Genomic DNA, 23,061 nt, shown 5'->3' on the forward strand with positions numbered 1-23,061 from the left:
ACTTTCCCGGACCTAGTTATGAATGATCGCCATCTCACGCCGCCGGATTGGTAGTAGAGTTAATAACCCGCGGGCGACTAGTTCGAACCGATGACGACTGACGAGCGCGCGGAGAGGGTCAGGCTCTCGGTCCCCGAGATGGACTGTCCCTCCTGCGCGAAGAAGGTCACCGCGAGCGTCGAGCGCCTCGACGGCGTCGAGGAGACCGACGCCGCGCCGACGACGGGCACGCTCGTCGTGACCTACGACGCCGAGGAGACCGACCCCGCGGCGGTGCGCGAGCGCGTGACCGCGGCGGGGTACGCGGTCGAAGACGACGCCGAGACCGGCGGGACCGTCCGGCTCTCGGTCCCCGAGATGGACTGCCCCTCGTGCGCCGGGAAGGTCGAGAACGCCCTCGACGGCGTGCCCGGCGTCGAGTCGTTCGAGACCCACCCCGCGACCGGCGAGGTGGTCGCGACCGGCGGGGCCGACCCCGAGACCCTCTCGGCGGCGGTCGAGGGCGCGGGCTACGAGGTGGCCGATGCGTCGGGCGACGGCGGCGGTCCCGACGTCGCCGACCCGAGTTCGGTCTGGACGAGCCCCCGCGGCCTGAAGACGTGGGCCGGGGCCGCCCTCATGCTCGCGGGGATGGCCATGGAGTTCGCGTTCGCGGGCGCGAACGCGACGCTGTTCGAGGCGCTCGGCCGGGAGTTCCACGTCTCGGCCGTCCTCCTGCTGGCGGCGGCCGGGGTCGCCGGACAGCCCATCGTCCGGAGCGGCTACTACTCCGCGCGGAACCTGAGCCTCGACATCGACCTGCTGATGGGCACGGGCGTCGTGAGCGCCATCGCGGTCGGTCTCTACGTCGAGGCGGCCACCCTCGCGGTGCTGTACAGCGTCGCCGAACTGTTAGAGCGGTTCTCGATGGACCGCGCGCGCGACTCGGTCCGGGAACTGATGGACCTCTCGCCCGACACCGCGACGGTCCGAAGGGAGAGCGAGGCGCAACGCGCCTCGACAGCGAGCGGGGAACAGCGTGACCCGCGAGCGCGCGAGGAGACCGTCCCGGTCGAGGAGGTCGCGGTCGGCGAGACCGTAATCGTCCGGCCCGGCGAGAAGATACCGGTCGACGGCGAGGTCCGCGAGGGCGAGAGCGCGGTGAATCAGGCCCCCATCACCGGCGAGAGCGTTCCCGTCGACAAGACGCCCGGCTCGGAGGTGTACGCCGGGACGGTCAACGAGGAGGGCTACCTCGAAGTCGAGGCGACCGCCGAGTCCGACGAGACCACCCTCTCGCAGGTTGTCGAACTCGTGGGCGACGCCCAGCGCGACCGGACCGACCGCGAGCAGTTCATCGAGCGGTTCGCGGCCTACTACACGCCCATCATCGTCGCGGGCGCGGTCCTGACCGCGTTCGGACCGCCCCTGCTGTTCGGCGAACCCTTCCGCGTGTGGTTCGTCCGGGGACTGACCCTGCTCGTCGTGGCGTGTCCCTGCGCGTTCGTCATCTCGACGCCGGTGTCGGTGGTGTCGGGCGTGACCAGCGCGGCGCGAAACGGCGTCCTCGTGAAGGGCGGCCCCTACCTCGAATCGATGGGGTCGGTCGAGGCGGTCGCGTTCGACAAGACCGGCACGCTCACCGAGGGCAACCTCGCGGTGACCGACGTGGTCGCGCTCGGCGGCACCGCCGAGCGCGACCTCCTGCGGTGTGCCCACGACCTCGAACGCCGGAGCGAACACCCCATCGCGAAGGCCATCGTCGAGCACGCCCACGAGGTGGCCGACCCCCACGAGGGCGGCGAGGACCGACCCGTCGAGAACTTCGAGAGCCTCACGGGCAAGGGCGTCCGAGCCGACATCGACGGCGTGACCCACTACGCGGGCAAGCCCGCGCTGTTCGAGGAACTGGGCTTCGACCTCGAACACGTCCACCTCTCGACCGACGGGGGAGAGGTGACCGAGGTCGCCGAGAGCAAGTGCGCCGACCGCGAGGACTGTCTGGACCTGCTCGCCGACGTGGTGCCCCGGTTCCAGCGCGAGGGCAAGACCGTGGTCCTCGTGGGGACCGACGAGGAACTGGAGGGCGTCCTCGCGGTCGCCGACGAGGTCCGCGAGGAGGCCGCGACCGCGGTCGAGCGCCTGCAGGCCCGCGGCCTGACCTGCGTCATGCTCACCGGCGACAACGAGGGCACCGCCCGCGCGGTCGCCGAGGAGGTCGGCGTCGATTCGTTCCGCGCGGAACTCCTGCCCGAGCAGAAGGTCGAGGCGGTCGAGCGGCTCACCGACGAACACGAGTCGGTCGCGATGGTCGGTGACGGGGTCAACGACGCCCCCGCGATGGCGGCCGCGACCGTGGGCGTGGCGATGGGCGCGGCCGGGACCGACGCCGCCATCGAGACCGCCGACATCGCGCTGCTGGGCGACGACCTCCTGAAGGTGCCGTATCTCTACCGGCTCTCCCGGAAGGCCAACAGCGTCATCCGCCAGAACATCTGGTCGAGCCTCGCGGTCAAGGCGGTGCTGGCCGCGGGCGCGCCGCTCGGACTGGTGTCGGTCGCGGCCGCCATCGTGGTCGGCGACATGGGGATGAGCCTCGCGGTGACGAGCAACGCGATGCGGCTGGCGGGAGTGAAGCCCGAGGAGTAGCCCTCGCCTCGCTCATACTTCGTCAGCAGTAATACGGAGAATCGGTCGGTTAGCCTTCGATAGTCGCTTCCTCGGAGGCGTCATCGCTCTTCTCGGGAGCGGAATCGAGACCGGCAACCTCGCGACGCCGCTTCAGTTCCTCTACAGTAATCCCCCGACGCCTTGCCACGGATTCGAGAACCTCGTCTCGGCTGAGATGGACGTTCTCCGGCGGGTCCACGACGTGGCGGCTCATACCCATAATTGGGCGATCTCTCCAAAGAAACTTTCGGTCAGCTATACTATCGACGATGGTGGGCGTAGCCCGATTTCTCGCGGGTCGAATTCCGCGACACCGCCCCGGTGAACTTCGAGGAGATACGCTCGCCTCGCCCCGTCCTCGAAGACGTCTCGGCAGTACTCCATCGTCGCGTGAATGCGTTCCGACGGCGGATATCGTTCGGTCAACGCTTCGTAATCGACGCCCGCGGGTGGTGTTGCGAGCCAAACTTTCTCCTTCTCGCCGTTCGGGTACACGTCGATGTGAAATCCGTCTCCAGCCGCCGGATTCCACTCGAAAGCGCTGTGCCCGTTGTGGTCGAATCGGGCTACGTCTTCGAGTACGAGCGTGCCATCGTCTCTCTGATACGCTACTCGTTGAAGCCGAACCGTGAACGCGGTTGGACGGTCCCAATCGTCGACTCCGTAGTAACAGTAGAGGAGTTCGTCAGCCGTCCCCGCCGTAGAAGGGAAGACTCGCGGGTCGTCGAAGGCGATATCCACCATTCGACTATTTCGTCACACAGGCCAATAAAAAGTATATTGGAGTCCCGGCTGGCCGTCCGAGCTACTCGAACACCGGATGCGTCGCCCGGACCTCCTCGATCAACTCCACCACGCCCTCGTCGGCGTCCCCGTCGGGGGTCACCGGGCGCTTGCCGTCGAAGGTCTCGTGGACCTCCGCGACGCTCTCGGCCAGCGTGTCCAGCCCGTAGCCGCCTTCGAGGACGAACCCGAGCGCGGCGTCGATGTCGTCGGCGAGGTCCCGCACGCGCGCGGTCAACATCCCGTAACCGTCGGTCGAGACCCGCATCCGGGAGATGGGGTCGTGGCGGTGGGCGTCGAACCCCGCGCTCACGAGCAGTAGGTCCGGGTCGAACTCGCGAGTCGCTGGCGCGACGAGGTCGTCGAAGGCGTCCCGATACTCGGGGTCGCCCGCGCCCGCCGGGAGCGGGACGTTGAGGGTCGTTCCCTCGCCCGGGCCCTCGCCGGTCTCCTCGATGTCACCGGTGCCCGGATACAGGCCCTGCTCGTGGGTCGAGGCGTAGAACACGTCGTCGGCGTCGTAGAAGATGTCCTGCGTGCCGTTGCCGTGGTGGACGTCCCAGTCGAAGACCGCGACCCGCGAGACCTCGCGCTCGGCGATGGCGCTACGGGCCGCGACCGCGACGTTGTTGAAGAAGCAAAAGCCCATCGCGTCGTCGAAGACCGCGTGGTGACCCGGCGGCCGCCCGAGCGAGAAGGGCGTCTCGCGGCCGTCGGCACCGTCGAGCGCGGTCTCGGCCGCCCACTCGGCGAGCCCCGCCGAGCGCAGGGCGGCGTCCCACGTCGCCTCGACCGCGACGGTGTCGGGGTCCCAGTTGCCGCCGCCCGACTCGCAGAACTCCCGGAACTCCGCGACGTAGTCGGCGTCGTGGACCGCCTCGACCGCGTCGGGGACCGCTGGGTCGGCCTCGACGTACTCGACGCCGTGCTTGCGCGCGAGTCCCTCTCGGATGGCCCGCAGGCGGTCGGGGTTCTCGGGGTGGCGCCCGCCGGTGTCGTGGGCGAGACACTCCTCGCTGTAGCCGAACTTCATTCGAACAGTTTGAAGTACGTCTCGATGTCCTCGGCCTTAACGGTTCGCCGGTCGGCGTGGCGCGCGAGGATGGCCGCAGCGCGGGCGACGTTGTCGGCGTAGTCTTCGAGGATGTCGGCCAGCGCGATGCGGGCGTCCATCGCCACGCGGTAGTCGTCGGCGATGTCGAGGCGCGCGATGCGGTCGACCGGCGCGACCGGGAGTTCGAGGTCGGTCTTGTCGACGACCTGCTCGACGCCGAAGTCGCCGCTCATCAGGGTCTTGCGCCCGTCGGCGCTCGCCTGCTCGGCGGCGTCGACCGCGAGTTCGGCTCCGTGGCGCTGGATGCGCCGGGCCAACTCCTCGGCGGCGTCGGCGCTGACCCGGAGGTCCCCCGCGTTCCGTCGGATGATGGTATCGACAGGTGCAAACGGCAGCTCGACGCTCATACCCAAATCCGGGAATCTCGCTCCCTTAGTTCTTTCCGTAGCGGTTTTGCGGCCGCCTGCGGCGTTTTCGATCCGCCAGCAGGCCGAAACGTCTCGCACGACTATCCCGCGAGATGGGAGAACACGAGCGAGACCCCACGAGGGCGAGCGAAAAGGGAGAGGCCGACGAGCAGAACCCCGACAACCACCGCGACGAGGAGCCGTTCCGGAGCTAGCGGGGGCGTTCGGACCGGAGCCTCCGTTTCGTCGCGCGCTCAGAACACGTCTTCTGCGTCGAGGGTGCCGTCGCGGAGCTGGCCGCGCGCGGTGACCTTCTCGCCGAGGGTCACGTCTGCGCTCGCCTCGACGCTGACCGTCTGCTCGCCGTCGTCGAGGATGATGGGGTCGCCCGCCTGGACGACGGTTCCCGTGAACTCCACGAACTCGGCGGCGTCGGCCTCGTCGGCGCTCGCGCCGTTCGCGCTCGCACCACCGGCGTCGGCGCTCCCGGCGTCACCCGCCGCCGAGTCTCCGTCGCCGCCGAACGAGTCGAGGCCGGTGGTACCGGTCTCGGCGTCGGCGCTCGAACCGCCGCTCCGAGTTCCGCCCGCGGGCGCGTCGGCCTCGCCGAGGACCGTCACGGTGGACTGCCAGCCAGCCGAGCCCTCGATGTCGTCCTCCCAGCCGTCCTGAATCTCGACGTCGGCCAACTGGACCTCGTCGCCCGGTGCGACCTCGGTGTCGGCCTTCTCGCCCCAGAGCGCGACCCGGAGGTCGCCGGTCTCGTCCTGAACCCGGATGTTCCGGACCTGCCCCTCCGAGCCGTCGTCGCGGTCGAAGGTGCGCTTGGGGTCGGTAGAGCGCACGACGCCGCCGATGTCGACCTGATCGCCGATGTCGAGGTCGGCGATGTCGGCGGTCTCGGGGACGTACTCGATGTCCTCCTCGATCTCCTCGACCGCGCCGCGGTTGCCGACGTGGAGTTCGAGGTCGCCGTCGCGCTCGCGGACGTAGCCGTCGACGACCTCCACGGAGACCCCGGCGTCGAGTTCGTCGGCGCGGTCGGCCTTCTCGTCCCAGAGGGTGACCCGGACCCGACCCGTGGGGTCGCCCACCTTGAGGTTCGAGACCTTCCCCTCCGAGCCGTCGTCGCGCGAGAACGTCCGGATGGAGTCGGTGTCGAGCACCTTCCCGCGGAGGTTCACGTCCGAGAGCCCCAGCGAGAGGTCCTCGACCCGGTAGGTGTCTCGAATCTGGATGTCGATGTCGGCCTCGTCGTCGGGTTCGGCCTTGTCGACGTTGACCTCGACGCCGTTGTACCCCTCCTTGGGTCGGCCCGCGATGCGGAGGTCCTCGCCGACTTCGAGTTCCTCCTCGGCGGCGTCGGCCTGCTTGTCCCAGAAGGTGATGCGGATGGAGCCGGTCTCGTCGGCGACCTCGACGTTGAGCACGCGGCCGTCCTCGCGCTCGTCGTCGTCGCGCTCGAAGGTCCGCACGTCGCCGATGCCGACGACCTTCGCGAGGAACTTGACCTCCTCCATGCCGGGTTCGACGTCGGCGACGCTGTCGACCTCGCCCCCTTCCTCGTCGAGCTCGTGGGCGATGAGCATCGCGGCCGTCTCCTCGTCGGCCAGCCCGCCCATCTGTGCGACTTTCTCCTCGACCGCCTCGCGGAATTCCTCCAGGGAGACCTCAGCGTCGAGGTCGGCGTGAACGTCCTCTATCGCGCCCATAATCGTATTAGCGAGCAGGGGTGGCCCGCGCTTAAGCATTGTCTTTGCCGGAAGTGACGGCTCGGGTCGTCGGTATCGGGCGCGTCGGGTGGTTTCGACGCAACGCTCGGTCGGCGCGTCGGCGCGGCGGTGGGCCCGCGTTCCGGGTGGAGTCGTCGGGGGGTCACGCCCCGAGTTGGTCCCGGCTTCGGATATAAGGGTTCGGGCTGGTCCTCACTCGGGGTCGGCCTCGGCGACGGTCGTCGACTCGTCCATCGCCTCGTGGGTGACCGTCACCGACTCGGGGAGGCCGCCCTCGAACTCGAAGGTCGCCTCGTAGTCGATCTCCGCGATGCAGTCGGCGCACGCTTCGTCCTCGCCCCGGTCCTCGACGCTCTCGACCGTCAGTTCGAGCAGTCCGGACGCGGGGTCGTAGCCAGCGTCGGCGAGTCGCGCGACGTGGCAGGCGTTCGACCCCGGGATGGTCCCGGTGACGACGACGGATTCGTCCTCGAACTCGACCGTGGCCTCGTTGGTCTCCGAGCCGCATCCCGCGTCGGTCATCTCGAAGGAGTCGTCGGCCAGTGTCGGTCGGCTCTCGGTCTCCTCGTCGTCGCCCGGAACGTCGTCGGTGTAGCGGCTGAGACAGCCGCCGAGCGATGCGATTCCGAGGAGTGCGCCGGTTCGTGTGAGCAGCCCGCGTCGGTTCATACGTGTGGGAACGGAGCCCTCTTTCATAGGTTTCATGGATGGAAAAATGACCGTTTGAGTTATCGTGCGCCCGCTTGCCAGTGGACACTAAGACCGTAACCCCTATTAGTGGAACCGGCCAACGTAGAGTTGAGTCCTGGTAGGGTAGTGGACTATCCTATTGGCTTGCGGAGCCAGTGACCGGAGTTCAAATCTCCGTCAGGACGTTTTCGCGGCGCAACAACGACGAGCGAAGCGAGGAGTCTGCGCCGCGAAGCTCCATCGCGGAGATTTGAGCAGACGAGTCGCACGCCCGGAACGGCCCGCAGGGCCGCACGCCCGGACCGTCTCGGCGAGTTCAAATCTCCGTCAGGACGTTTTCACGGAACCGACCCGCGAGAGCCGTCTACGGCTCTCGCACGGTGTGGAGTGAAAACTCCACTGCGGAGATTTGAGCAGGGAAGTCGCACGCCCGGAAGCGCAACGAAGTGAGCATCCCGGAACGTCTTCACGAGTTCAAATCTCCGTCAGGACGTTTTCACGGAACCGACCCGCGAGAGCCGTCTACGGCTCTCGCACGGTGTGGAGTGAAAACTCCACTGCGGAGATTTGAGCAGGGAAGTCGCACGCCCGGAAGCGCAACGAAGTGAGCATCCCGGAACGTCTTCACGAGTTCAAATCTCCGTCAGGACGTTTTCGCGGCGCAACGACGACGAGCGAAGCGAGGAGTCTGCGCCGCGAAGCTCCATCGCGGAGATTTGAGCAGACGAGTCGCACGCCCGGAACGGCCCGCAGGGCCGCACGCCCGGACCGTCTCGGCGAGTTCAAATCTCCGTCAGGACGTTTTCGCGGAGCAAGGCCGCGAGAACCCTCTGTGGTTCTCGCACGACTGCGGAGTGAAAACACCACTGCGGAGATTTGAGCAGACGAGTCGCACGCCCGGAACGGCCCGCAGGGCCGCACGCCCGGACCGTCTCGGCGAGTTCAAATCTCCGTCAGGACGTTTTCATGGAACCGACCCGCGAGAGCTATCTCGACGGCTAGAACGACGAGGACGACGAGGACAGCGACGGGACCCGGACCTCGTTTCTCCGGCGCGTACCGCTCGCACGTCACCGATGAGACCGCGCGGCACCGCAACGGCCACACGCCTCCCCAGCCGATTCCCTCGTTCGCGCCTCCGGCGCGTCACTCGGTCATCCCTCGCGCGCTGGTGGCGCGGCTCAAACCACGAGCCGCGCCAGCGCGCGCCGGAAGACAAACCGCGTCTTCCGAGCCTGCGGTCGCACCGTCGGACCTGCGGTCCGACGAGCCTGCACTCGCTTCGCTCGCGCAGACGCCGGGTGGAAGGGTCCACCGGAAACCGGCCGGTGGGAGAGTCAATCGGGCGGGACTGAAAGGGGCCGCCCGCTCGCGTACAGTTTAGTCGCCTCTGCGGGCAACTATTCGCGGGCCGGACGGTGGTCACGCGAGCGAAGCGAGGGTGACCTCGAAGGAGCATCGCTCCTTCGGTGCGGAGAGGCCCGCGAATATCCCGCAGAGCGACCGCGAGCGGGCGGGGGCTTTCGGGGACTTCGGCCACGAATCGTGGTGATGTGACGAGCGCCCGCGAAATCTCTCGGTGGGTTCGTCTTTCGTAGTCCCGAAGACACTTCGCCACGAGCATCCAAGACGAACCCATGAGAGACCACCTCCGGGCGGGAATCGCGGTCTACAACGCCGGGGAGTACCACGCGGCCCACGACGCGTGGGAGGCGTTCTGGCTCGACCTCGAATCCGGGACCGACGACGAGCGGTTCCTCCACGGTCTCATCCAGTTCACCGCGGCGGTCTACCACGCCGCGAACGCGAACTGGGAGGGCGCGCGCGGACTCGCCGAGAGCGGCGCGGGCTACCTCGCCGACCTCCCGGCCGACCACCGCGGGGTGAACGTCGGCGCGGTCCGGGCGTACCTCCGGGCGGTCGCCGCCGACCCCGAGCACGTCGAGCGCGCTGGCCCGCCGAGGCTGACCCACGAAGGGACGGCGATTATGCCCGAGGACCTGCGATTCGACGCGGCCGCAATCGCGGCCGGGATTCTGGCCGAGGAGTACGGCTACGACGAGGAAGTGATCGAGCGAGGAGCCGAGTACGCCCGCGCCGACCTCGATTCGGGGCGGGCGAACAGCGAGTTCGTGACCTTCGTGATGGACTTCGCGAGGGACGCCGCGAACAGGGGCATCATCTTCCAGCGCCTGCGCCAGCACGTCGAGAAGCGCCGCGCGCGCGAGACCGACGTGGACGGCCTGTTCGAGTGAGTACTCGTATCGTGACCTGTCCGACGGCTTACTCCTCGACTCGGGCGTCGGCGAACTCCGCGGAGTTGTCCTGTGGGTCGTAGCCCAGTACCTCCCTCGCGCGCTCGATGGAGTAGTACTTGCGGTCGTTGTCGGAGATGCCGTAGACGATCTCGTAGTCGTAGTCGGCCTGCAGGCATCGGTCGAAGAGGTGGGCGCAGTCGCGGTGGGAGAGCCACATCGCCTGTCCGCGCTCGTAGCCCTTCGGCGGGTGACTCTTGGTGAGGTTGCCGATGCGGACGCAGACCACGCTGAGGTCGTGGGCGTCGTGGTAGTACCGACCCAGAATCTCGCCGCTGGCCTTGCTCACGCCGTAGAGATTGCTCGGGCGGGGGAGTTCGGTGCCGTCGAGCAGGAAGTCGTCGTGGGGCCGGTAGATGTCGGGTTTGCGCTCGTCGGTCTCGAACGACCCGACCGCGTGGTTCGAGGAGGCGAACGCGAACTTCTCGACGCCCGCGTCGACGGCCGCCTCCAGTAGCTTCTGGGTGCCGTCGATGTTGTTGGTCAGGACGCTGTTCCACGGGGCTTCGGGTCGGGGGTCGCCCGCGAGGTGAACAATCGCGCCGATGCCCTCGACCGCGTCGGCGAGCGCCTCCTCGTCGGTGATGTCGGCGGCCACGAAGTCGTGGTCGGTGTCGCGGGTCGGAGGGTCGCGGTCGAGCAGTCGCCAGTCGTACTTCTCGGAAAGGTCCGAGAGGATGGCCTGCCCGACGCGGCCCTCCGCGCCCGTCAGCAGGACTGGGTCGTCCATTCACGTAGAGGGACGGATGGGGGCGATAAGTAAGGTGCGATTCGTCCGAGCGCTCGACCTCAGGACTCCCGGAGTGGGACCAGTTTCTCCCGACCGAGGTTCGCGGCGAACCCCAGCGCGACCACTCCCATGAACGCGAACCAGCCAGCGAGCATCGTCTCCCCGCCGAGGAACTGCTGGACGCCGTTGTACTCCGCGAGGAGACCGATACCGGAGAGCGCCAGCGTTCCGACGGCGTAGACCGCCACCGCGAGTGTCTGACTGGCGAGTTCGAAGAGGCCTTCGAGCATTGGTACGGCGAACGAACCGACCGAACATGTACCTTTCGCGTACCCAGCAGTCAGAAACCCTTTTCGGGGCTCCAGTCGAACCCCGCGACATGGGACGATACGGAGACGTGAACTACGCGTTCTGGACCAAGTACGGGTTCGCCGCGAGCGTGGCGATGCTCGCGCTCGGTGCAGGGGCAGAATTCACAGCGACGGCCATGAACGTCTCGCTCCCGGCGTGGGAACACACCCTGTTCGTGGACATGGAGATACTGGGGATTCTCGGGATGTTGCTGTTCCCGTTCGTGTTCGGTATCGCACTGCCGCTGACCGAGTAGCGAACGCAACCGAGAGAACGGCCGGATATCGTCTTCAGCGGTCACACGTCCGATAGTCCCGGCATCGACGTGACCAAAACGCGTGGGCTGGTGTCTTTTCGCGTATCTCCGAAACGTTTCTTTCGGCCCGAGACGCAACACGACCAGATGGTCCGATATCTCATCTCCGACTTCCATCTCGACCACGGGAATATCATCGACTACTGCGACCGACCGTTCGATTCGGTCGAGGAGATGAACGAGGCGTTAGTCGAGTCCTGGAACGCCGTCGTGGACTCGGGCGACGAAGTGCTGTACGGCGGCGACCTCACCATCCGAACGTCCGCCGGGGCCCTGTTGGACTGGCTCGACGAACTGAACGGTGAGATCGTCTTCCTGCTGGGCAACCACGACGGTACGGTGCTGGAGGGGCTGGACCGGGTCCGGTTCGTCGAGGAGTTCCGGTTCGAGCACCGAGGGGTCCCGTTCCACGCCGTCCACGACCCGGCAGACGGCCCCTCGAACCCGAAGGGGTGGTTGCTCCACGGCCACCATCACAACAACTGGCCGGAGCGATTCCCCCTCGTCGACCACGATACTCGACGCGTCAACTTCTCGGCCGAACTGCTGGACTACCGCCCGCTGGCGACCGACAGACTGGTCGACTACCTGGCCTGCGGCGAGCGGTTCCCCGACAGAGCCGCCGCCGAGCGTGCACTGGAAGCCGCCGACTGAGCCGCCCCGAATCGGCCGGTATTGTCGAGGGCTCCATCGTCGCACTGTTTTCCGTTTCCGACTCGCGTCTCCGGGCGACAGGGACGCACTCCAGCGGTCGAGCCGCGGGCTCACGAACGTCCACCCACGCCACTGCGAAATCCGGAGAGCAGGTCGACCCGATTAGAGAACAGGGGACGACCCGTTTCGAGAGCAGGTCGAGTTCAGGCGAGTCGCGCGAACGCGAGGTTGCCGCTGATGTTCTTGATGTAGATTTGCACCACGTCGCCCTCCTGCGCGCCGGGGACGAAGATGGTGTACTTGCCCTTCTCGGCGACGCCGTCGCCCTTTCGGCCGGTGCCGGTGATCTTGACCTCGTAGGTGTTGCCCTCCTCGACCGCGTCGCGGTTCTGGGTCTGGGTCTGGGTCGAGCGCTTGGTGACGGGCCGGAACGCCCCGCAGGCGTCACACCGGAGCATCAGATTGCGGTTCTCGCGCACGAGGCGGGTGTCGGGCAGGCCGCACTCCGAGCAGAGCACGAACTCCTCGACGTAGCTCTCGATGGCGGCGTCGAAGTCCGACCCGGAGAAGGTCCCGTTGTACCGGGCGCGGCCGTCCTCCAGTTTGCCGTTCGTGCCGAGTTCGCGCTGGAGCGCGCTGTGGATGTGTTCGGTGTCGCGTCCGAGCGCGTCGGCGATGTCGCTCAGGTTGGTGAGTCGGGTGAACGCGCCGTCCTTCTGGGCCTGTGCGTCGGGATAGCTGAATCGCTCGTCGTGGCCCTCGAAGTCGGGAGTCTCGTCCATCGCGCGGTCGAGGCTTGCCGTGTAGTCCATAGGCGAACGAGGTGGCCGACACTAAAAGGTATTCCGTGTCGGTCCGAGACACCCCCGAGAGCGAATCGGTCGTCGAGCCTACTCCTCTTCGACGCGAAGGAGCTGGAGCGCTTGTCGGACGTGGAAGTCCTTCTGTTCGGCGTCTTCGGCGTCTAACGCTTCGCGGAGGTGGTGGACCGCCTCCGCGCTCCCGTTCGAATCCATTGTCGAATCGACTTCACTATCCGTTAAAAAAGTTGGTGTGCGCGTCGGTCGCCGACGAGCGAAAGCGCAGACTCTTAGCCTCCCCGCCGCGTTCTGCGACCATGGAACCGACGGATCGAGACGCCGCCTGCTTCGAGGCGGGCATCAAGTTCGGCGCGCTCTACCACCAGTTCGCGGGCACGCCGGTCAGCCCCCGAAACGCTGCGAGCCTCGAAACCGCGATGGAGGAGGCCATCGAGAACCAGCCGTTCTGCGAGTCCGTGACCGTGGATATCCTGACCGAGGAGCTGGAGGCCGAAATCCAGCAGGGGTACACCGAACTCTCGGGCCACCTCATGGAGGTCGAGGTCGTGGTCGAGCGCGACGGCGTCGAGGTCGTCACTCGGATGGAGATGGACGAGGGATACCCGCTGATGCGGGTCGAATCCGTCCGGGTGGCCGACTCGCGGGAGTAGTCGGCGGGGCCGATTACGAGGGACTGGGCGTCCGGACCGTCGAGAGGTACGCCGCGAGGTCGGTCGTCGAGAGCATTCCGACGACGTTGTCCTCGTCGTCGACGACCGGGAGGTGGTGGAAGCCGCGTTCGAGCAACAGGTCGGCCACGTCGCGGATGGACTCGTTGGCGGTCGTGGTGACCACGTCGGTGGTCATGTACGTCTCGACGGTGGCGTCGGACGCCCACCGCTGTTCGGCCGCGACGTGGACGAAGTCGGTCGCGGTGAGGATGCCTCGGAGTTGGCCGTCGCCGTCGGTCACGACCACGGAGCCGATGCCCTCGTCGAGCATGGTCTCGGCCGCGACGTGGGCCTGCGTGTCGGGACTCACGGTCTCGACGGGCGAGGACATGAGTCGGCCGACGAAGATGTCTTCCATGTCCGCTACTTCTCACCGAGCTGTGATAAATGTTGTCGCGTTCCCTCGGGCGGTTTTTCGGGTGGAGCGGGGTCGGGCGCGAGAGCGGAGGCGGGCGTCCGGGTCGTCGCTTTCGGTTTCGTTCGAGATTCCCGCAGTGCGTCCGGGGGTTTCACTTCCGGTTTCGGGCGTGGTTTTAAACCCGATGGGGACGAATCCGAAAGTATGAGCCAATCGACACTCGACGAGGACGAGCTGTTCGGCGAGGCCGCAAACGAGGTCCGCGAGGACGTGGAGGCCAGCCTCGGAGAGGCCGCGGCGGCGCTCCCCGACGCCGACGACATCTGGGACGTGGACGCCGACAACACCCTCGGCGCGCTCAACGCGCTCCGGTCGGCGCTCGACACGGGCGACGCCGAGGAGCACCTCCGGGACGCCAAGAAGTGGTACACGATGGGCGAGCGCGCCGACGCCTTCGAGGACGCCGCCGACCTCGAAGCCGAGATCGAGCGCATCGAGGGAGCCATCGAGGACGTGGCCGACGCCAAGGAGCAGGTGGGCGACCTGACGAGCACGATTCCGGGGCTGAAGAACGCGCTGGAGGAGCTTCACGCCGAGGACGAGGACGAGGAGGAAGCGGAAGACGACGAGGACGGCGAGGACGGCGAGGACGAGGAAGCAGAAGCCGCCGAGGCGTGACGACGACGCTCGGCTGACTCCGTCGGCACCGAAGGCTCTGGCGTGTCGACGATGGAGAACGCCCCTGCACGCTCGCTAGAAATCGCTGGAAAAAGCGGTCTGGAAGACAGGTCCTCGAAAGCCCCTGCGCGCTCGCGGTCGCTGTGCGGGATATTTCGTCGGCGCTCGCTTCGCTCGCGCCTCGAAATAATGGCCCGCACAGACGACCACGGCCTCCGGCCGCGAGCGCGCAGGCCCTTTCAGTCCGACCGACAGCACTGCGCCGCGACCGCGGGCCACACCCTCCCCAACCGACTGCGGTCCTCGGTCGGTCGCTCCCTTCGGTCGCGCCTTCCCTGCGGTCCTCGTCCCTCGCGCGCTGATGGCGCGACCTCAAACCGCGAGGTCGCGCCGGAAGACAAACCGCGTCTTCCGAGCAATCGCGCCGTCGGCGCGATGACGCCAGCGCGCGCCGACGGTGGAAGGCCGGGACGTTACTTGTGCGCCGGACGGCTCACGTCGCGCTCCTCGACCGCGGCGAGGAGCTTCGCGAGCGCCGCGGCCGCGAGTTCGAGCAGTCGCTCGCCGCGGTCGGCGTCGCCGTCGCCGGGGTCGCCGACCACTCCGTTCCCGGTGAACTCAGCCGAGTCGAACGCGAGGTTGGCGTGGCTGACCCACTCGCCCCACCCGTTGCTCGCCCCCTCGCGGGCGTCCTCGATTCGGTCCTCCCGGATCAGTTCCGGCGCGATTTCGCGGAGGAGCGCGGTTTCGAGGGGTCCCCCGTGGCCCATGTCGTCGCCGTGCTCGCCGACCGCCTCGAACCACGTAAACGGGACGGCGTAGGCGTCGTCCTTCCGGGTGACGGTCCCCGCGACCTCCCGGAGGGCGGCCACGTTGCCGCCGTGGCCGTTGACGAGGACCACCCGGTCCCAGCCGTGGTGGGCGAGGCTCGCGACCGTCTCGCGGACGTAGCGCCGGAAGGTGTCCTCGCCGACCCACAGCGTGCCGGTGAACTGGCGGTGCTCCTCGGCGACCCCGACCGGAATCGCGGGCGCGACGACCACCTGGCCGTCGCGGGCGTCCTCGTACGCCCGCGCGCCAGCCTCCGCGACGGCTTCCGCTGTTCGCACGTCGGTCCCGAGCGGCGCGTGCGGGCCGTGCTGTTCGGTGCTCCCGACCGGGAGGACCGCGAGGTCGGTCTCCGCGGCGTCGGCGTCGGTCCACGTCGCGTCGAAGAGGTCCATACTCGCCGTGAGGACCGGTTCGGACTTGTAGCCGGGGGATTCGGGGCCACCGGCCTTATTCGAGTCGGTGGCGTACCCTCGCGCATGAGCGAATCCGGCGACGACAGCCGCGAACTCGGCATCGAATTCGGCGACCTCGAGGACGACCTCGAAGGCGAGGACTACCCCGTCTCGGCCGACGAGCTCCTCGACCGCTACGGCGACCGGGAGGTCGGGATGTCCGACGGAACCCAGTCGTTCCGCGAGGTGCTGGTGACCGGCGGCGACGAGGAGTTCGAGTCGGCCGACGAGGTCAAACAGACCGTCCTCAACCGGGTCGGCGGCGAGGCCGTGGGACGGCAGGGCTACTCCGACCGCGGGACGGGGAGCGCCGAGGGCGAGGAGAGCGACGAGTCGTTCTAGTCGTCCGACGTTCGCGGGACAAACCCTAACGACCTCGGGCGCGAACCGCCGGTATGGTTCGCGTCCTCTCGGATTCGGCGGTCGCAGACTGTCTCGCGCTCGACGACCTCCTCCCGGTCGTCCGCGAGGCGTTCGTCAGGCAGGGCCGGGGGGAGGTCGAACGACCCGACCGGCCGCACTTCCCGGTCGGGGCGGGGCTCGACGGACCCGACCCCGCGGGAACCGGACTCGTAATGGCCGCCTACGTCCACGGCGCGGCCCACTACGCGACGAAGCTGGTCGGGGTCCACGAGGGCAACGCCGAGCGCGGTCTGCCGACCGTCAACGCCCAGATCGCGCTGACCGAGGCCGACACCGGGCTCCCCGCCGCCTACCTGGCGGGCACCCGAATCACCAACGCCCGGACCGGCTGTATCGGCGGGCTGGCGGCGGCCGAACTCGCCGCCGGTCCCGTGACGCTCGGACTCCTCGGCGCTGGCACGCAGGCGCGCTGGCAGGCCCGCGCCGTCGCGGCCGCGACCGACCTCGACTCGATACGGGTCTTCTCGCCGAGCGACTCCAAGCGCGAGTGCGCCGCCGACCTCCGGGCGGAGCTGGGAGTCGCCGCAAGCGCGGTCGACTCGCCGGAGGACGCCGTCTCGGGCGCGAACGTGGTGGTCACCGCGACCACGAGCACCGAACCGGTCTTTCCCGGGTCGGCGCTCGACCCCGGAACGCTCGTCGTGGCGGTCGGGGCCTACACCGCCGAGATGCGGGAACTCGACCACACCACCTTCGACCGGGCGAGCCGCGTCTTCGCCGACGTGCCCGAGGAGGTCGCCGAAATCGGCGACCTCCTCGGGGCCGAGGTCGACGCCGACGAACTGGTGTCGCTGTCGAGCGTCTTGGAGGGGGACGCGGGGAGAAGCTCCGCCGAGGAGATTCTGATCGTCGAGAGCGTGGGGTCGGCGGTGCTGGACGCCGCGGCGGCCGAACACGTCTTCGAGCGAGCAGAGGAACGGGGAATCGGGACCGAGGTGTCGCTGTAGTCGGCGGTCACTTCCCCTCGGACGCGCCGGGGTCGGGTTCGGCGGTCGACTCACCGGCCCCTGCCGGTGAGTCGGCCCCCTCGTCGATGACCGTCTCCTTCCACGTCCCGCGGGTGAACCACGCCACGGCCGCGATAGCGCCGAGAATGTTGCCAAGCGCCATCCCGACCCAGATGCCGGTCGGTCCCCAGTCGGCGACGAACGCCAGATAGAGGACCGCGGGGACGCGGCCGATCCACAGCGCGACCATCGAGAACGCCATCGCGGTCTTGGTGTTGCCCGCGCCGCGGTAGGCCCCGAGCATCACCTGCAGGACCGCCATGAACCCGAACTCGACCGAGCGGATGCGGAGGTACTCCGCGCCGTGCTCGATGGTCCGAGCGGCGGCGTCGGTCCCCGTCGCCATGAACACCGAGACGATGGGTTCGGGGAACAGCGCGGCGACGACCGCGACGCCGACCATCACGCTCGCGCCGACCTTGGTGGCGAGCCACACCGCGCGCTCGGCGCGGTCGGCCTTGTGCGCGCCGAGGTTCTGTCCGACCATCGTGTTGGTGGCCCGGCCGAGTCCCATCGCGGGCAGGAACACGAGCGACGCGAGCCGGTTCCCGAGTCCGTACGCCGAGACGACCGGCGGCGCGAACTGGACCACCATCGCGGTCAGGGTTATCATCGCGAGCGCGCTCATCGACTGCTCGATGGTCGAGGGGACGCCGATGCGGACGATGTCCCGGATGTACCCGAGGTCGGGGACGAGGTATCCCACCCGCACGTCGGGTCCGGCGCGGGCGACGAACAGGACGTAAAAGCCCAGCAGGCTGGCGACGCCCCGCGAGAAGATAGTCGCCAGCGCCGCGCCCTCGATGCCCATGTGGGGGAACGGTCCCCAGCCGAAGATGAGGAAGGGGTCGAGCACGACGTTGAGCGCGACGCTCACCAGCATCACGCGCATCGGGGTCCGGGTGTCGCCGTAGCCTCTCATCAGCGCCGAGAACACGAAGAAGCCGAACAGGAACGGCAGACCGAGGAAGAACACCTCCATGTAGTCGGCCGCGAGCGGGATGACCTGCACCGTGGTCTGACCCTGACTCGGGAGCGCCGAGAGCATCGGCTCGGTGGCGACGTAGCCGAGGGCGCTCAACAGGACCGCGAGGACCGTGACGAACATCAGAATCTGGCCCGCGACCATCCCCGCCGAGCCCTCGCTCTTCGCGCCGGTGTACTGGGCGACCAAAATGGCCCCCGCGGTGGTGAACCCGCCCGCGATGGAGATGAGCAGGAAGATGAGCGGAAACGCGAGGCTGATGGCTCCGACCGCGTCGGCCGACAGCCGACCCAGCCAGAACGTGTCGGCGATGTTGTACGCGACCTGCAGGAGCTGGATGATCACGATGGGCCACGCCAGCCGGAACATCGGTCGGACCAACCCGCCTTCGGTTATCGAGTCGTCGGGGGTCGCGGGGTCCATTGTGTTTCGAAACGAAGGGAATTGATTTGAAGATTGTGTGTTCGAGGGAGGACGAGTCGCTACTCATCGGTAAATCGTCGACGAGATGCTAAATATGTCTTTGAATATTGGTACCATAGCGCAAGAGGGGCCGTCCAATTCGGCGGGACGCGAGTAACGGAACTGCTACGGGTCGCTCGCGGAAATCACGGGCGGCATGGGATTTGAACCCATGACCTCTTGGTCCGGAACCAAGCGTTCTGTCCGCTGAACTAGCCGCCCTCACTCGTTCGTACTCGACTCGCGGGCTTAACCCTTGTGAAACGCGCAACCCATCGCCCGTCGGCGAGTTCATGTTACGAGGCGAAGTCCCGAGGGTGCGACGTTCGCCGACCGCCCCGGGATGGAGGAGGTGGGCGACATCCTCCACGAGAACCTCGAAGACGGAGAGGAGACGCTGGAGCGACTGAAAGGCCTCACCGAGAGCTACGATTACGAATAGACCGCGGCGGACTGAAGCAACACGTCTCCGGACTATTTTCGCGTCGCTAATCGCTCTTTTGTCGATATATTTTTATAGTTTAGATTTTTCAGGATTCATATCGATGGAACGACATCCCACACCGAACGTCGACGAGTACGCTGGCGTTCTCGACAATCGAATAGAAGCGCTGCTGATAGACGGACTGCTGGTCGCGCTCGTCGCGGGCGCTCTCGGTTACGTCGGGGGGACGCTCGCGGTGGACGGACCGCTGGGCGGTCTCGGCGGTGCGATCCTCGCGCTCCAGTTCGGGACACCCATCGGACTCATCGTCTATCACACGGCGTTCGAGGGCTACTACGGCCAAACGGTCGGCAAGCGTCTCCGGGGCATCGTGGTCGTGAAGCGGGACGGTTCTCCCGTCACATGGACCGCCGCCGTCATCCGGAACTTCCTCCGCATCGTGGACATGCTCCCGATTTTCTACATCGTCGGCGTCGTCGTCGCGTACGTCACCGACGACCGCCAGCGCGTCGGCGACCTCGCTGGCCGGACGGTCGTCGTCCACACGCAGAACTGAGAGCGTAGCCGACTCGGTCGGATTCTCACTGCCCGCGGACTCGGCAGTGACTCCCGAAGTAGCGCGAACGGAGCCATCGCCGAGAATCGCCGTCGGTGTCACTACCGGAGTAGCTTCACGGAAAAACGCACTCTACACCGCCGTCAGGCGGCGTCGTACGCAATTAGACTCGCGTGACGTTCGTCGCGCGCGGACCCTTGGGGGCCTGTTCGATACTAAACTCTACGTCCGTTCCCTCTTCGAGGTCCGGGCCGCCGACATCTTCCATGTGGAAGAACACGTCGTCGTCCTCGTCGTCCGTCGAGATGAAACCGTAGCCGCCTGTGTCGTTGAAGAAATCAACGTTACCTTCTGCCATTGCGAATAGACAGATGTCCGTTACACGGATAAGCCTTTGCAATTTGTTATCCGAAATCGGATTTTGGTGGTCAAACGTCCTTGTAAGACAGGGAAAAGTATTCAAATGTGTCCGGTTGGTCGCGTCGATAGCGAATCGTAGCTAGATTCGTCGGTTTTCTCCGAGAGTCTGTCCGTATCGGCAGTTGCCAGCAGAGGAGACTTGCTCACCGCGATGGCGGTCGATTGCACTGCGGCGAGCACCGCGTAGCGTGTGCTCGCCGCAGTACTCGGCGCGAAATACGGTGGTTCGGGCGAATTCTCACCGGAGCGACGGTCCTGTCGCTCACGGATTGCTCGCGGCAGGAAGTGGGTTCGGGCGGATTCGAACCACCGACTTCGGCCTTGTAAAGGCCGCGTCATAACCAACTAGACCACGAACCCGGTATCGAAACCAAGCCGCTCGCCGGAAATAACTGTTACCTTCTCGGGTCGCATCCGTAACCCCTACCACACCCGCCCTCGACCACTCACGCATGGACGAACGCGTCGAGGCGCTCGTCGAGCAGGACGGTTGGCAAGCCGAGGGGTTCGCGGCCCGCGTCCATTACAAGGGCGGAGACGACTACTACAGCATCGAGTACTACGCTCCGAGCGACTGCGTGATCTACTGGAAGGTGAAAGGCGACGGTGAGACCGCGGTGCCAGTCGGCCGCGACACCGTCCCCGGCCCGCTTCGGGACCGGATACGGCAGGATTTGGTCGAAGCCGACATCGACCCCGAGATAGAGTCCCGGTCGCTGTAGCGCTACAGTCGAACGCTTTTCCCGTGCCACTCACCCCCAAACAGCCGGTAGCGATAAGTCCGACCTCTCCGTCTTTTCTCCCCCGGTGTCGAGCATCGAGGGAGTTACCAGAGTGTTTCGATTCGAAGGAAACATTTTCAAACGGCGAACCATTTCGGAGTGATAATGAGTTTCACAGAGGAAGAAGACGACCCGTTCGAGGAACAACGGGAGAACGCGGAGAATCCGATGAAACGGTTGTTCCTCGAATACGGTGCCAAGAACAAGCTGGCGTTCTTCACGGGGGTCGTCGCGAGCATATTCGCACGGATACTCAACCTCCTGCCGCCCATCATCCTCGGCGTCGCCATCGACGCCCTCTTCGCCGAGGGCGAGGGCGTCGAGTACGCGGTCGCGCTCTCGAACCAGATTCCGGTCCTGTCGGTGGACCTCGCGACGCGGCTCTCGCCCGCGGGGCAGACCGATCAGTTCTGGTTCTCGGTCGCGCTCATCGCGGGCGCGTTCGGCATCGGCGCGGCGTTCCACTGGGCGCGCAACTGGGGGTGGAACTCGTTCGCCCAGAACATCCAGCACGACGTGCGGACCGACACCTACGACAAGATGCAGCGGCTGAACATGGACTTCTTCGCCGACAAGCAGACCGGCGAGATGATGTCCATCCTCAGCAACGACGTGAACCGACTGGAGCGGTTCCTCAACGACGGGATGAACTCCGGGTTCCGGCTCGGCGTGATGGTGGTCGCCATCGCGGTCATCCTGTTCAGCATGAACTGGCAGCTCGCGCTGGTGTCGATGGTGCCGGTGCCGCTCATTGCCGTCTTCACGTACAAGTTCGTCGAGATAATCCAGCCCAAGTACGCCGACGTGCGCTCTACGGTCGGCAAGGTCAACTCCAGACTGGAGAACAACCTCGGCGGAATCCAGGTCATCAAGACGAGCAACACCGAGAGCTACGAGTCCGACCGCGTCGAGGACGTCTCCGACGAGTACTTCGGGGCGAACTGGGGGGCTATCGTCACCCGCATCAAGTTCTTCCCGTCGCTCCAGATACTCTCGGGGCTGGGGTTCGCGCTGACGTTCGTCGTCGGCGGTCTGTGGGTGTTCAACGGGGAAGCGCCGTGGATATTCACGGGCGAACTCAGCCGCGGTGAGTTCGTCGTCTTCATCCTGCTGACCCAGCGGTTCATCTGGCCGATGGCCCAGTTCGGCTCCATCATCAACATGTACCAGCGCGCGTACGCCTCCAGCGCCCGCATCTTCGGGCTGATGGACGAGCCGAGCCGCATCACCGAAGACCCCGACGCCGAGGAACTGGTCGTCGAGGACGGCGAGGTCGTCTACGACGACGTGACCTTCGGCTACGACGACGAGGAGACCATCGTCGAGGACATCGGCTTCGAGGTCGAGGGCGGCGACACCCTCGCGCTGGTCGGCCCCACGGGCGCGGGCAAGTCCACGGTCCTCAAACTCCTGCTCCGGATGTACGACGTCGACGAGGGAGCCATCCGGATCGACGACACCGACCTCCGGGACGTGAGCCTGCCGAGCCTCCGCCAGTCCATCGGCTACGTGAGTCAGGACACGTTCATGTTCTACGGCACGGTCGCCGAGAACATCGCGTACGGGAGCTTCGACGCCGACCACGAGGACATCGTCGAGGCCGCGAAGGCCGCCGAGGCCCACGAGTTCATCACGAACCTCCCGGAGGGCTACGACACGGAGGTCGGCGAGCGCGGCGTGAAGCTCTCGGGCGGACAGCGCCAGCGCATCTCCATCGCCCGCGCGGTCCTCAAGGACCCCGAAATCCTCGTGCTCGACGAGGCGACCAGCGACGTGGACACCGAGACGGAGATGCTCATCCAGCGGAGCCTCGACGACCTCACCGCCGACCGGACCACGTTCGCCATCGCCCACCGGCTCTCGACCATCAAGGACGCCGACAAGATAGTCGTGCTCGAAGACGGCCGCATCGTCGAGCGGGGGACCCACGACGAACTCCTCGACGAGGACGGCCTCTACGCCCACCTCTGGGGCGTTCAGGCCGGTGAGATAGACGAACTCCCCAAGGAGTTCGTCGAGCGCGCGGCGAAGCGGACCGCCCGGACCGACGCCACCGACGACTGAGCGGCCTCACCGACGGCTGACCGACGCCACCGACGACGCCGACTGCTGGCCCACGGGTGGCGCGGTCGAGGTACGGTCGGGGCGCGCGCCGTGCGCGCGCCCCGACCGCACCGCGAGAGCGACCGGGCCGCGTTCACCGCCCTGCGGACTACTTCCGCCGGTATCGGTCGCCGCTCTTGTCCACCTGGAACCGGCGTTGCTGGTCGAACTCGCGGTCCATCTGGCGCTCGTACTCGCGCTGGCCGCGCTCGCTCTCGCTCGACTGACGGCGACCCCGGTTCCAGTCGCGCGGGCCGCCGTACCGCGGGGGCTCGTCTCGCCAACCGTCGTCGGCCTCGACGCCTTCGTCCTCCCGGTCGGCCCCCCAGTTCGCGTCGTCCCCCCA

25 protein-coding genes and 3 tRNA genes are annotated in these 23,061 nt (G+C 67.0%); 12 read left to right on the plus strand and 16 right to left on the minus strand.

Annotated features, from left to right (window positions below; translation table 11 throughout):
• The first annotated feature begins 90 nt into the window (after positions 1-90).
• The gene (locus tag NGM10_RS07250; protein ID WP_253483458.1) at positions 91-2,628 is read left to right on the plus strand and encodes a heavy metal translocating P-type ATPase; all 2,538 of its coding nucleotides are present in this window, start codon (positions 91-93) and stop codon (positions 2,626-2,628) included.
• Positions 2,629-2,677: 49 nt separating this feature from the next.
• Here the strand turns inward: NGM10_RS07250 and NGM10_RS07255 are convergent, their stop codons facing one another.
• The 6 genes from NGM10_RS07255 to NGM10_RS07285 all read right to left on the minus strand — a co-directional run bounded on the left by NGM10_RS07255 (position 2,678) and on the right by NGM10_RS07285 (position 7,295).
• Positions 2,678-2,863, minus strand: coding sequence for a hypothetical protein (locus NGM10_RS07255; RefSeq protein WP_253483460.1), 186 nt, complete (start codon positions 2,861-2,863; stop codon positions 2,678-2,680).
• A 41-nt stretch (positions 2,864-2,904) separates the two neighbouring features.
• Positions 2,905-3,393, minus strand: coding sequence for a hypothetical protein (locus NGM10_RS07260; protein WP_253483462.1), 489 nt, complete (start codon positions 3,391-3,393; stop codon positions 2,905-2,907).
• Positions 3,394-3,454: 61 nt separating this feature from the next.
• On the minus strand, positions 3,455-4,465 hold the full coding sequence (locus NGM10_RS07265; RefSeq protein ID WP_253483464.1) for a histone deacetylase family protein: 1,011 nt from the start codon (positions 4,463-4,465) through the stop codon (positions 3,455-3,457).
• Positions 4,462-4,893 carry a histone family protein gene (locus tag NGM10_RS18230; protein WP_303656593.1) on the minus strand — a complete coding sequence of 144 codons (432 nt, stop codon included), beginning with the start codon at positions 4,891-4,893 and terminating at the stop codon, positions 4,462-4,464. The genes NGM10_RS07265 and NGM10_RS18230 overlap by 4 nt, the downstream gene beginning before the upstream one ends.
• A gap of 254 nt (positions 4,894-5,147) precedes the next feature.
• Positions 5,148-6,605, minus strand: a complete 1,458-nt coding sequence (locus NGM10_RS07280) for a single-stranded DNA binding protein (protein ID WP_253483466.1) — start codon at positions 6,603-6,605, stop codon at positions 5,148-5,150.
• A 213-nt stretch (positions 6,606-6,818) separates the two neighbouring features.
• Positions 6,819-7,295, minus strand: a complete 477-nt coding sequence (locus NGM10_RS07285) for a hypothetical protein (protein WP_253483468.1) — start codon at positions 7,293-7,295, stop codon at positions 6,819-6,821.
• A gap of 133 nt (positions 7,296-7,428) precedes the next feature.
• Between NGM10_RS07285 and NGM10_RS07290 the strand changes: the two genes are divergently transcribed.
• Positions 7,429-7,501: transfer RNA gene (locus NGM10_RS07290), tRNA-Arg, on the plus strand.
• A gap of 1,452 nt (positions 7,502-8,953) precedes the next feature.
• On the plus strand, positions 8,954-9,571 hold the full coding sequence (locus tag NGM10_RS07295; protein WP_253483471.1) for a DUF309 domain-containing protein: 618 nt from the start codon (positions 8,954-8,956) through the stop codon (positions 9,569-9,571).
• Between the two features lie 28 nt (positions 9,572-9,599).
• On the opposite strand, the gene azf is transcribed toward NGM10_RS07295, so the two are convergent.
• Together azf and NGM10_RS07305 are read right to left on the minus strand one after the other, a co-directional pair.
• On the minus strand, positions 9,600-10,361 hold the full coding sequence (gene azf / locus NGM10_RS07300) for an NAD-dependent glucose-6-phosphate dehydrogenase Azf (protein WP_253483474.1): 762 nt from the start codon (positions 10,359-10,361) through the stop codon (positions 9,600-9,602).
• Between the two features lie 59 nt (positions 10,362-10,420).
• Positions 10,421-10,651: a DUF8151 family protein gene (locus NGM10_RS07305; RefSeq protein ID WP_253483475.1), complete on the minus strand. Its 231-nt coding sequence runs from the start codon at positions 10,649-10,651 to the stop codon at positions 10,421-10,423.
• Positions 10,652-10,740: 89 nt separating this feature from the next.
• On the opposite strand from NGM10_RS07305, the gene NGM10_RS07310 reads away from it, so the two are divergent.
• Positions 10,741-10,968, plus strand: coding sequence for a DUF7860 family protein (locus NGM10_RS07310; protein WP_253483477.1), 228 nt, complete (start codon positions 10,741-10,743; stop codon positions 10,966-10,968).
• 147 nt (positions 10,969-11,115) lie between these two features.
• On the plus strand, positions 11,116-11,682 hold the full coding sequence (locus tag NGM10_RS07315) for a metallophosphoesterase (RefSeq protein ID WP_253483479.1): 567 nt from the start codon (positions 11,116-11,118) through the stop codon (positions 11,680-11,682).
• A gap of 203 nt (positions 11,683-11,885) precedes the next feature.
• Here NGM10_RS07315 and NGM10_RS07320 read toward each other — a convergent pair whose 3' ends face one another.
• Together NGM10_RS07320 and NGM10_RS18180 are read right to left on the minus strand one after the other, a co-directional pair.
• On the minus strand, positions 11,886-12,494 hold the full coding sequence (locus NGM10_RS07320) for a translation initiation factor IF-2 subunit beta (RefSeq protein ID WP_253483481.1): 609 nt from the start codon (positions 12,492-12,494) through the stop codon (positions 11,886-11,888).
• Between the two features lie 78 nt (positions 12,495-12,572).
• A complete protein-coding gene (locus tag NGM10_RS18180) occupies positions 12,573-12,698 on the minus strand; it encodes a hypothetical protein (protein WP_256504381.1) in 126 nt (41 codons plus the stop codon).
• A 101-nt stretch (positions 12,699-12,799) separates the two neighbouring features.
• Here NGM10_RS18180 and NGM10_RS07325 point away from each other — a divergent pair, with 101 nt between their 5' ends.
• Positions 12,800-13,153: a dihydroneopterin aldolase family protein gene (locus NGM10_RS07325; RefSeq protein WP_253483483.1), complete on the plus strand. Its 354-nt coding sequence runs from the start codon at positions 12,800-12,802 to the stop codon at positions 13,151-13,153.
• A 13-nt stretch (positions 13,154-13,166) separates the two neighbouring features.
• Here the strand turns inward: NGM10_RS07325 and NGM10_RS07330 are convergent, their stop codons facing one another.
• Complete coding sequence (locus NGM10_RS07330) at positions 13,167-13,571, minus strand: CBS domain-containing protein (RefSeq protein WP_253483485.1); 405 nt, start codon at positions 13,569-13,571, stop codon at positions 13,167-13,169.
• Between the two features lie 204 nt (positions 13,572-13,775).
• Here NGM10_RS07330 and NGM10_RS07335 point away from each other — a divergent pair, with 204 nt between their 5' ends.
• Positions 13,776-14,249, plus strand: a complete 474-nt coding sequence (locus NGM10_RS07335; RefSeq protein ID WP_253483487.1) for a DUF5790 family protein — start codon at positions 13,776-13,778, stop codon at positions 14,247-14,249.
• A 473-nt stretch (positions 14,250-14,722) separates the two neighbouring features.
• On the opposite strand, the gene NGM10_RS07340 is transcribed toward NGM10_RS07335, so the two are convergent.
• Positions 14,723-15,472, minus strand: coding sequence for a creatininase family protein (locus tag NGM10_RS07340; RefSeq protein WP_253483489.1), 750 nt, complete (start codon positions 15,470-15,472; stop codon positions 14,723-14,725).
• 84 nt (positions 15,473-15,556) lie between these two features.
• On the opposite strand from NGM10_RS07340, the gene NGM10_RS07345 reads away from it, so the two are divergent.
• Complete coding sequence (locus NGM10_RS07345; protein ID WP_253483492.1) at positions 15,557-15,874, plus strand: DUF5789 family protein; 318 nt, start codon at positions 15,557-15,559, stop codon at positions 15,872-15,874.
• Positions 15,875-15,927: 53 nt separating this feature from the next.
• On the plus strand, positions 15,928-16,902 hold the full coding sequence (locus NGM10_RS07350; protein ID WP_253483495.1) for an ornithine cyclodeaminase family protein: 975 nt from the start codon (positions 15,928-15,930) through the stop codon (positions 16,900-16,902).
• A gap of 7 nt (positions 16,903-16,909) precedes the next feature.
• Here the strand turns inward: NGM10_RS07350 and NGM10_RS07355 are convergent, their stop codons facing one another.
• Both NGM10_RS07355 and NGM10_RS07360 read right to left on the minus strand, forming a co-directional pair.
• Complete coding sequence (locus tag NGM10_RS07355) at positions 16,910-18,370, minus strand: MATE family efflux transporter (protein ID WP_253483498.1); 1,461 nt, start codon at positions 18,368-18,370, stop codon at positions 16,910-16,912.
• A gap of 188 nt (positions 18,371-18,558) precedes the next feature.
• Positions 18,559-18,631: transfer RNA gene (locus NGM10_RS07360), tRNA-Arg, on the minus strand.
• A 323-nt stretch (positions 18,632-18,954) separates the two neighbouring features.
• On the opposite strand from NGM10_RS07360, the gene NGM10_RS07365 reads away from it, so the two are divergent.
• Entirely contained in the window at positions 18,955-19,410 is a 456-nt protein-coding gene (locus tag NGM10_RS07365) for an RDD family protein (RefSeq protein WP_253483501.1), read from the plus strand.
• A gap of 163 nt (positions 19,411-19,573) precedes the next feature.
• Here the strand turns inward: NGM10_RS07365 and NGM10_RS07370 are convergent, their stop codons facing one another.
• Both NGM10_RS07370 and NGM10_RS07375 read right to left on the minus strand, forming a co-directional pair.
• On the minus strand, positions 19,574-19,768 hold the full coding sequence (locus tag NGM10_RS07370) for a cold-shock protein (RefSeq protein WP_253483503.1): 195 nt from the start codon (positions 19,766-19,768) through the stop codon (positions 19,574-19,576).
• A 348-nt stretch (positions 19,769-20,116) separates the two neighbouring features.
• Positions 20,117-20,190: transfer RNA gene (locus NGM10_RS07375), tRNA-Val, on the minus strand.
• A 92-nt stretch (positions 20,191-20,282) separates the two neighbouring features.
• On the opposite strand from NGM10_RS07375, the gene NGM10_RS07380 reads away from it, so the two are divergent.
• Positions 20,283-20,552 (plus strand): DUF7538 family protein, encoded by a 270-nt coding sequence (locus tag NGM10_RS07380; RefSeq protein WP_253483506.1) that lies wholly within the window; start codon positions 20,283-20,285, stop codon positions 20,550-20,552.
• Positions 20,553-20,717: 165 nt separating this feature from the next.
• The gene (locus tag NGM10_RS07385; protein WP_253483508.1) at positions 20,718-22,676 is read left to right on the plus strand and encodes an ABC transporter ATP-binding protein; all 1,959 of its coding nucleotides are present in this window, start codon (positions 20,718-20,720) and stop codon (positions 22,674-22,676) included.
• Positions 22,677-23,061 lie beyond the last annotated feature (385 nt).

This window comes from Halorussus salilacus, from assembly GCF_024138125.1.
Lineage (GTDB): Archaea > Halobacteriota > Halobacteria > Halobacteriales > Haladaptataceae > Halorussus > Halorussus salilacus.

What these genes read in the sequence shown, in the direction of transcription:
- NGM10_RS07250 (WP_253483458.1), top strand. Translation starts at nt 91, where the DNA reads ATGACGACTGACGAGCGCGCGGAGAGGGTCAGGCTCTCGGTCCCCGAG.
- NGM10_RS07255 (WP_253483460.1), bottom strand. Translation starts at nt 2,863, where the DNA reads ATGAGCCGCCACGTCGTGGACCCGCCGGAGAACGTCCATCTCAGCCGA.
- NGM10_RS07260 (WP_253483462.1), bottom strand. Translation starts at nt 3,393, where the DNA reads ATGGTGGATATCGCCTTCGACGACCCGCGAGTCTTCCCTTCTACGGCG.
- NGM10_RS07265 (WP_253483464.1), bottom strand. Translation starts at nt 4,465, where the DNA reads ATGAAGTTCGGCTACAGCGAGGAGTGTCTCGCCCACGACACCGGCGGG.
- NGM10_RS18230 (WP_303656593.1), bottom strand. Translation starts at nt 4,893, where the DNA reads ATGAGCGTCGAGCTGCCGTTTGCACCTGTCGATACCATCATCCGACGG.
- NGM10_RS07280 (WP_253483466.1), bottom strand. Translation starts at nt 6,605, where the DNA reads ATGGGCGCGATAGAGGACGTTCACGCCGACCTCGACGCTGAGGTCTCC.
- NGM10_RS07285 (WP_253483468.1), bottom strand. Translation starts at nt 7,295, where the DNA reads ATGAACCGACGCGGGCTGCTCACACGAACCGGCGCACTCCTCGGAATC.
- NGM10_RS07295 (WP_253483471.1), top strand. Translation starts at nt 8,954, where the DNA reads ATGAGAGACCACCTCCGGGCGGGAATCGCGGTCTACAACGCCGGGGAG.
- azf (WP_253483474.1), bottom strand. Translation starts at nt 10,361, where the DNA reads ATGGACGACCCAGTCCTGCTGACGGGCGCGGAGGGCCGCGTCGGGCAG.
- NGM10_RS07305 (WP_253483475.1), bottom strand. Translation starts at nt 10,651, where the DNA reads ATGCTCGAAGGCCTCTTCGAACTCGCCAGTCAGACACTCGCGGTGGCG.
- NGM10_RS07310 (WP_253483477.1), top strand. Translation starts at nt 10,741, where the DNA reads ATGGGACGATACGGAGACGTGAACTACGCGTTCTGGACCAAGTACGGG.
- NGM10_RS07315 (WP_253483479.1), top strand. Translation starts at nt 11,116, where the DNA reads ATGGTCCGATATCTCATCTCCGACTTCCATCTCGACCACGGGAATATC.
- NGM10_RS07320 (WP_253483481.1), bottom strand. Translation starts at nt 12,494, where the DNA reads ATGGACTACACGGCAAGCCTCGACCGCGCGATGGACGAGACTCCCGAC.
- NGM10_RS18180 (WP_256504381.1), bottom strand. Translation starts at nt 12,698, where the DNA reads ATGGATTCGAACGGGAGCGCGGAGGCGGTCCACCACCTCCGCGAAGCG.
- NGM10_RS07325 (WP_253483483.1), top strand. Translation starts at nt 12,800, where the DNA reads ATGGAACCGACGGATCGAGACGCCGCCTGCTTCGAGGCGGGCATCAAG.
- NGM10_RS07330 (WP_253483485.1), bottom strand. Translation starts at nt 13,571, where the DNA reads ATGGAAGACATCTTCGTCGGCCGACTCATGTCCTCGCCCGTCGAGACC.
- NGM10_RS07335 (WP_253483487.1), top strand. Translation starts at nt 13,776, where the DNA reads ATGAGCCAATCGACACTCGACGAGGACGAGCTGTTCGGCGAGGCCGCA.
- NGM10_RS07340 (WP_253483489.1), bottom strand. Translation starts at nt 15,472, where the DNA reads ATGGACCTCTTCGACGCGACGTGGACCGACGCCGACGCCGCGGAGACC.
- NGM10_RS07345 (WP_253483492.1), top strand. Translation starts at nt 15,557, where the DNA reads ATGAGCGAATCCGGCGACGACAGCCGCGAACTCGGCATCGAATTCGGC.
- NGM10_RS07350 (WP_253483495.1), top strand. Translation starts at nt 15,928, where the DNA reads ATGGTTCGCGTCCTCTCGGATTCGGCGGTCGCAGACTGTCTCGCGCTC.
- NGM10_RS07355 (WP_253483498.1), bottom strand. Translation starts at nt 18,370, where the DNA reads ATGGACCCCGCGACCCCCGACGACTCGATAACCGAAGGCGGGTTGGTC.
- NGM10_RS07365 (WP_253483501.1), top strand. Translation starts at nt 18,955, where the DNA reads ATGGAACGACATCCCACACCGAACGTCGACGAGTACGCTGGCGTTCTC.
- NGM10_RS07370 (WP_253483503.1), bottom strand. Translation starts at nt 19,768, where the DNA reads ATGGCAGAAGGTAACGTTGATTTCTTCAACGACACAGGCGGCTACGGT.
- NGM10_RS07380 (WP_253483506.1), top strand. Translation starts at nt 20,283, where the DNA reads ATGGACGAACGCGTCGAGGCGCTCGTCGAGCAGGACGGTTGGCAAGCC.
- NGM10_RS07385 (WP_253483508.1), top strand. Translation starts at nt 20,718, where the DNA reads ATGAGTTTCACAGAGGAAGAAGACGACCCGTTCGAGGAACAACGGGAG.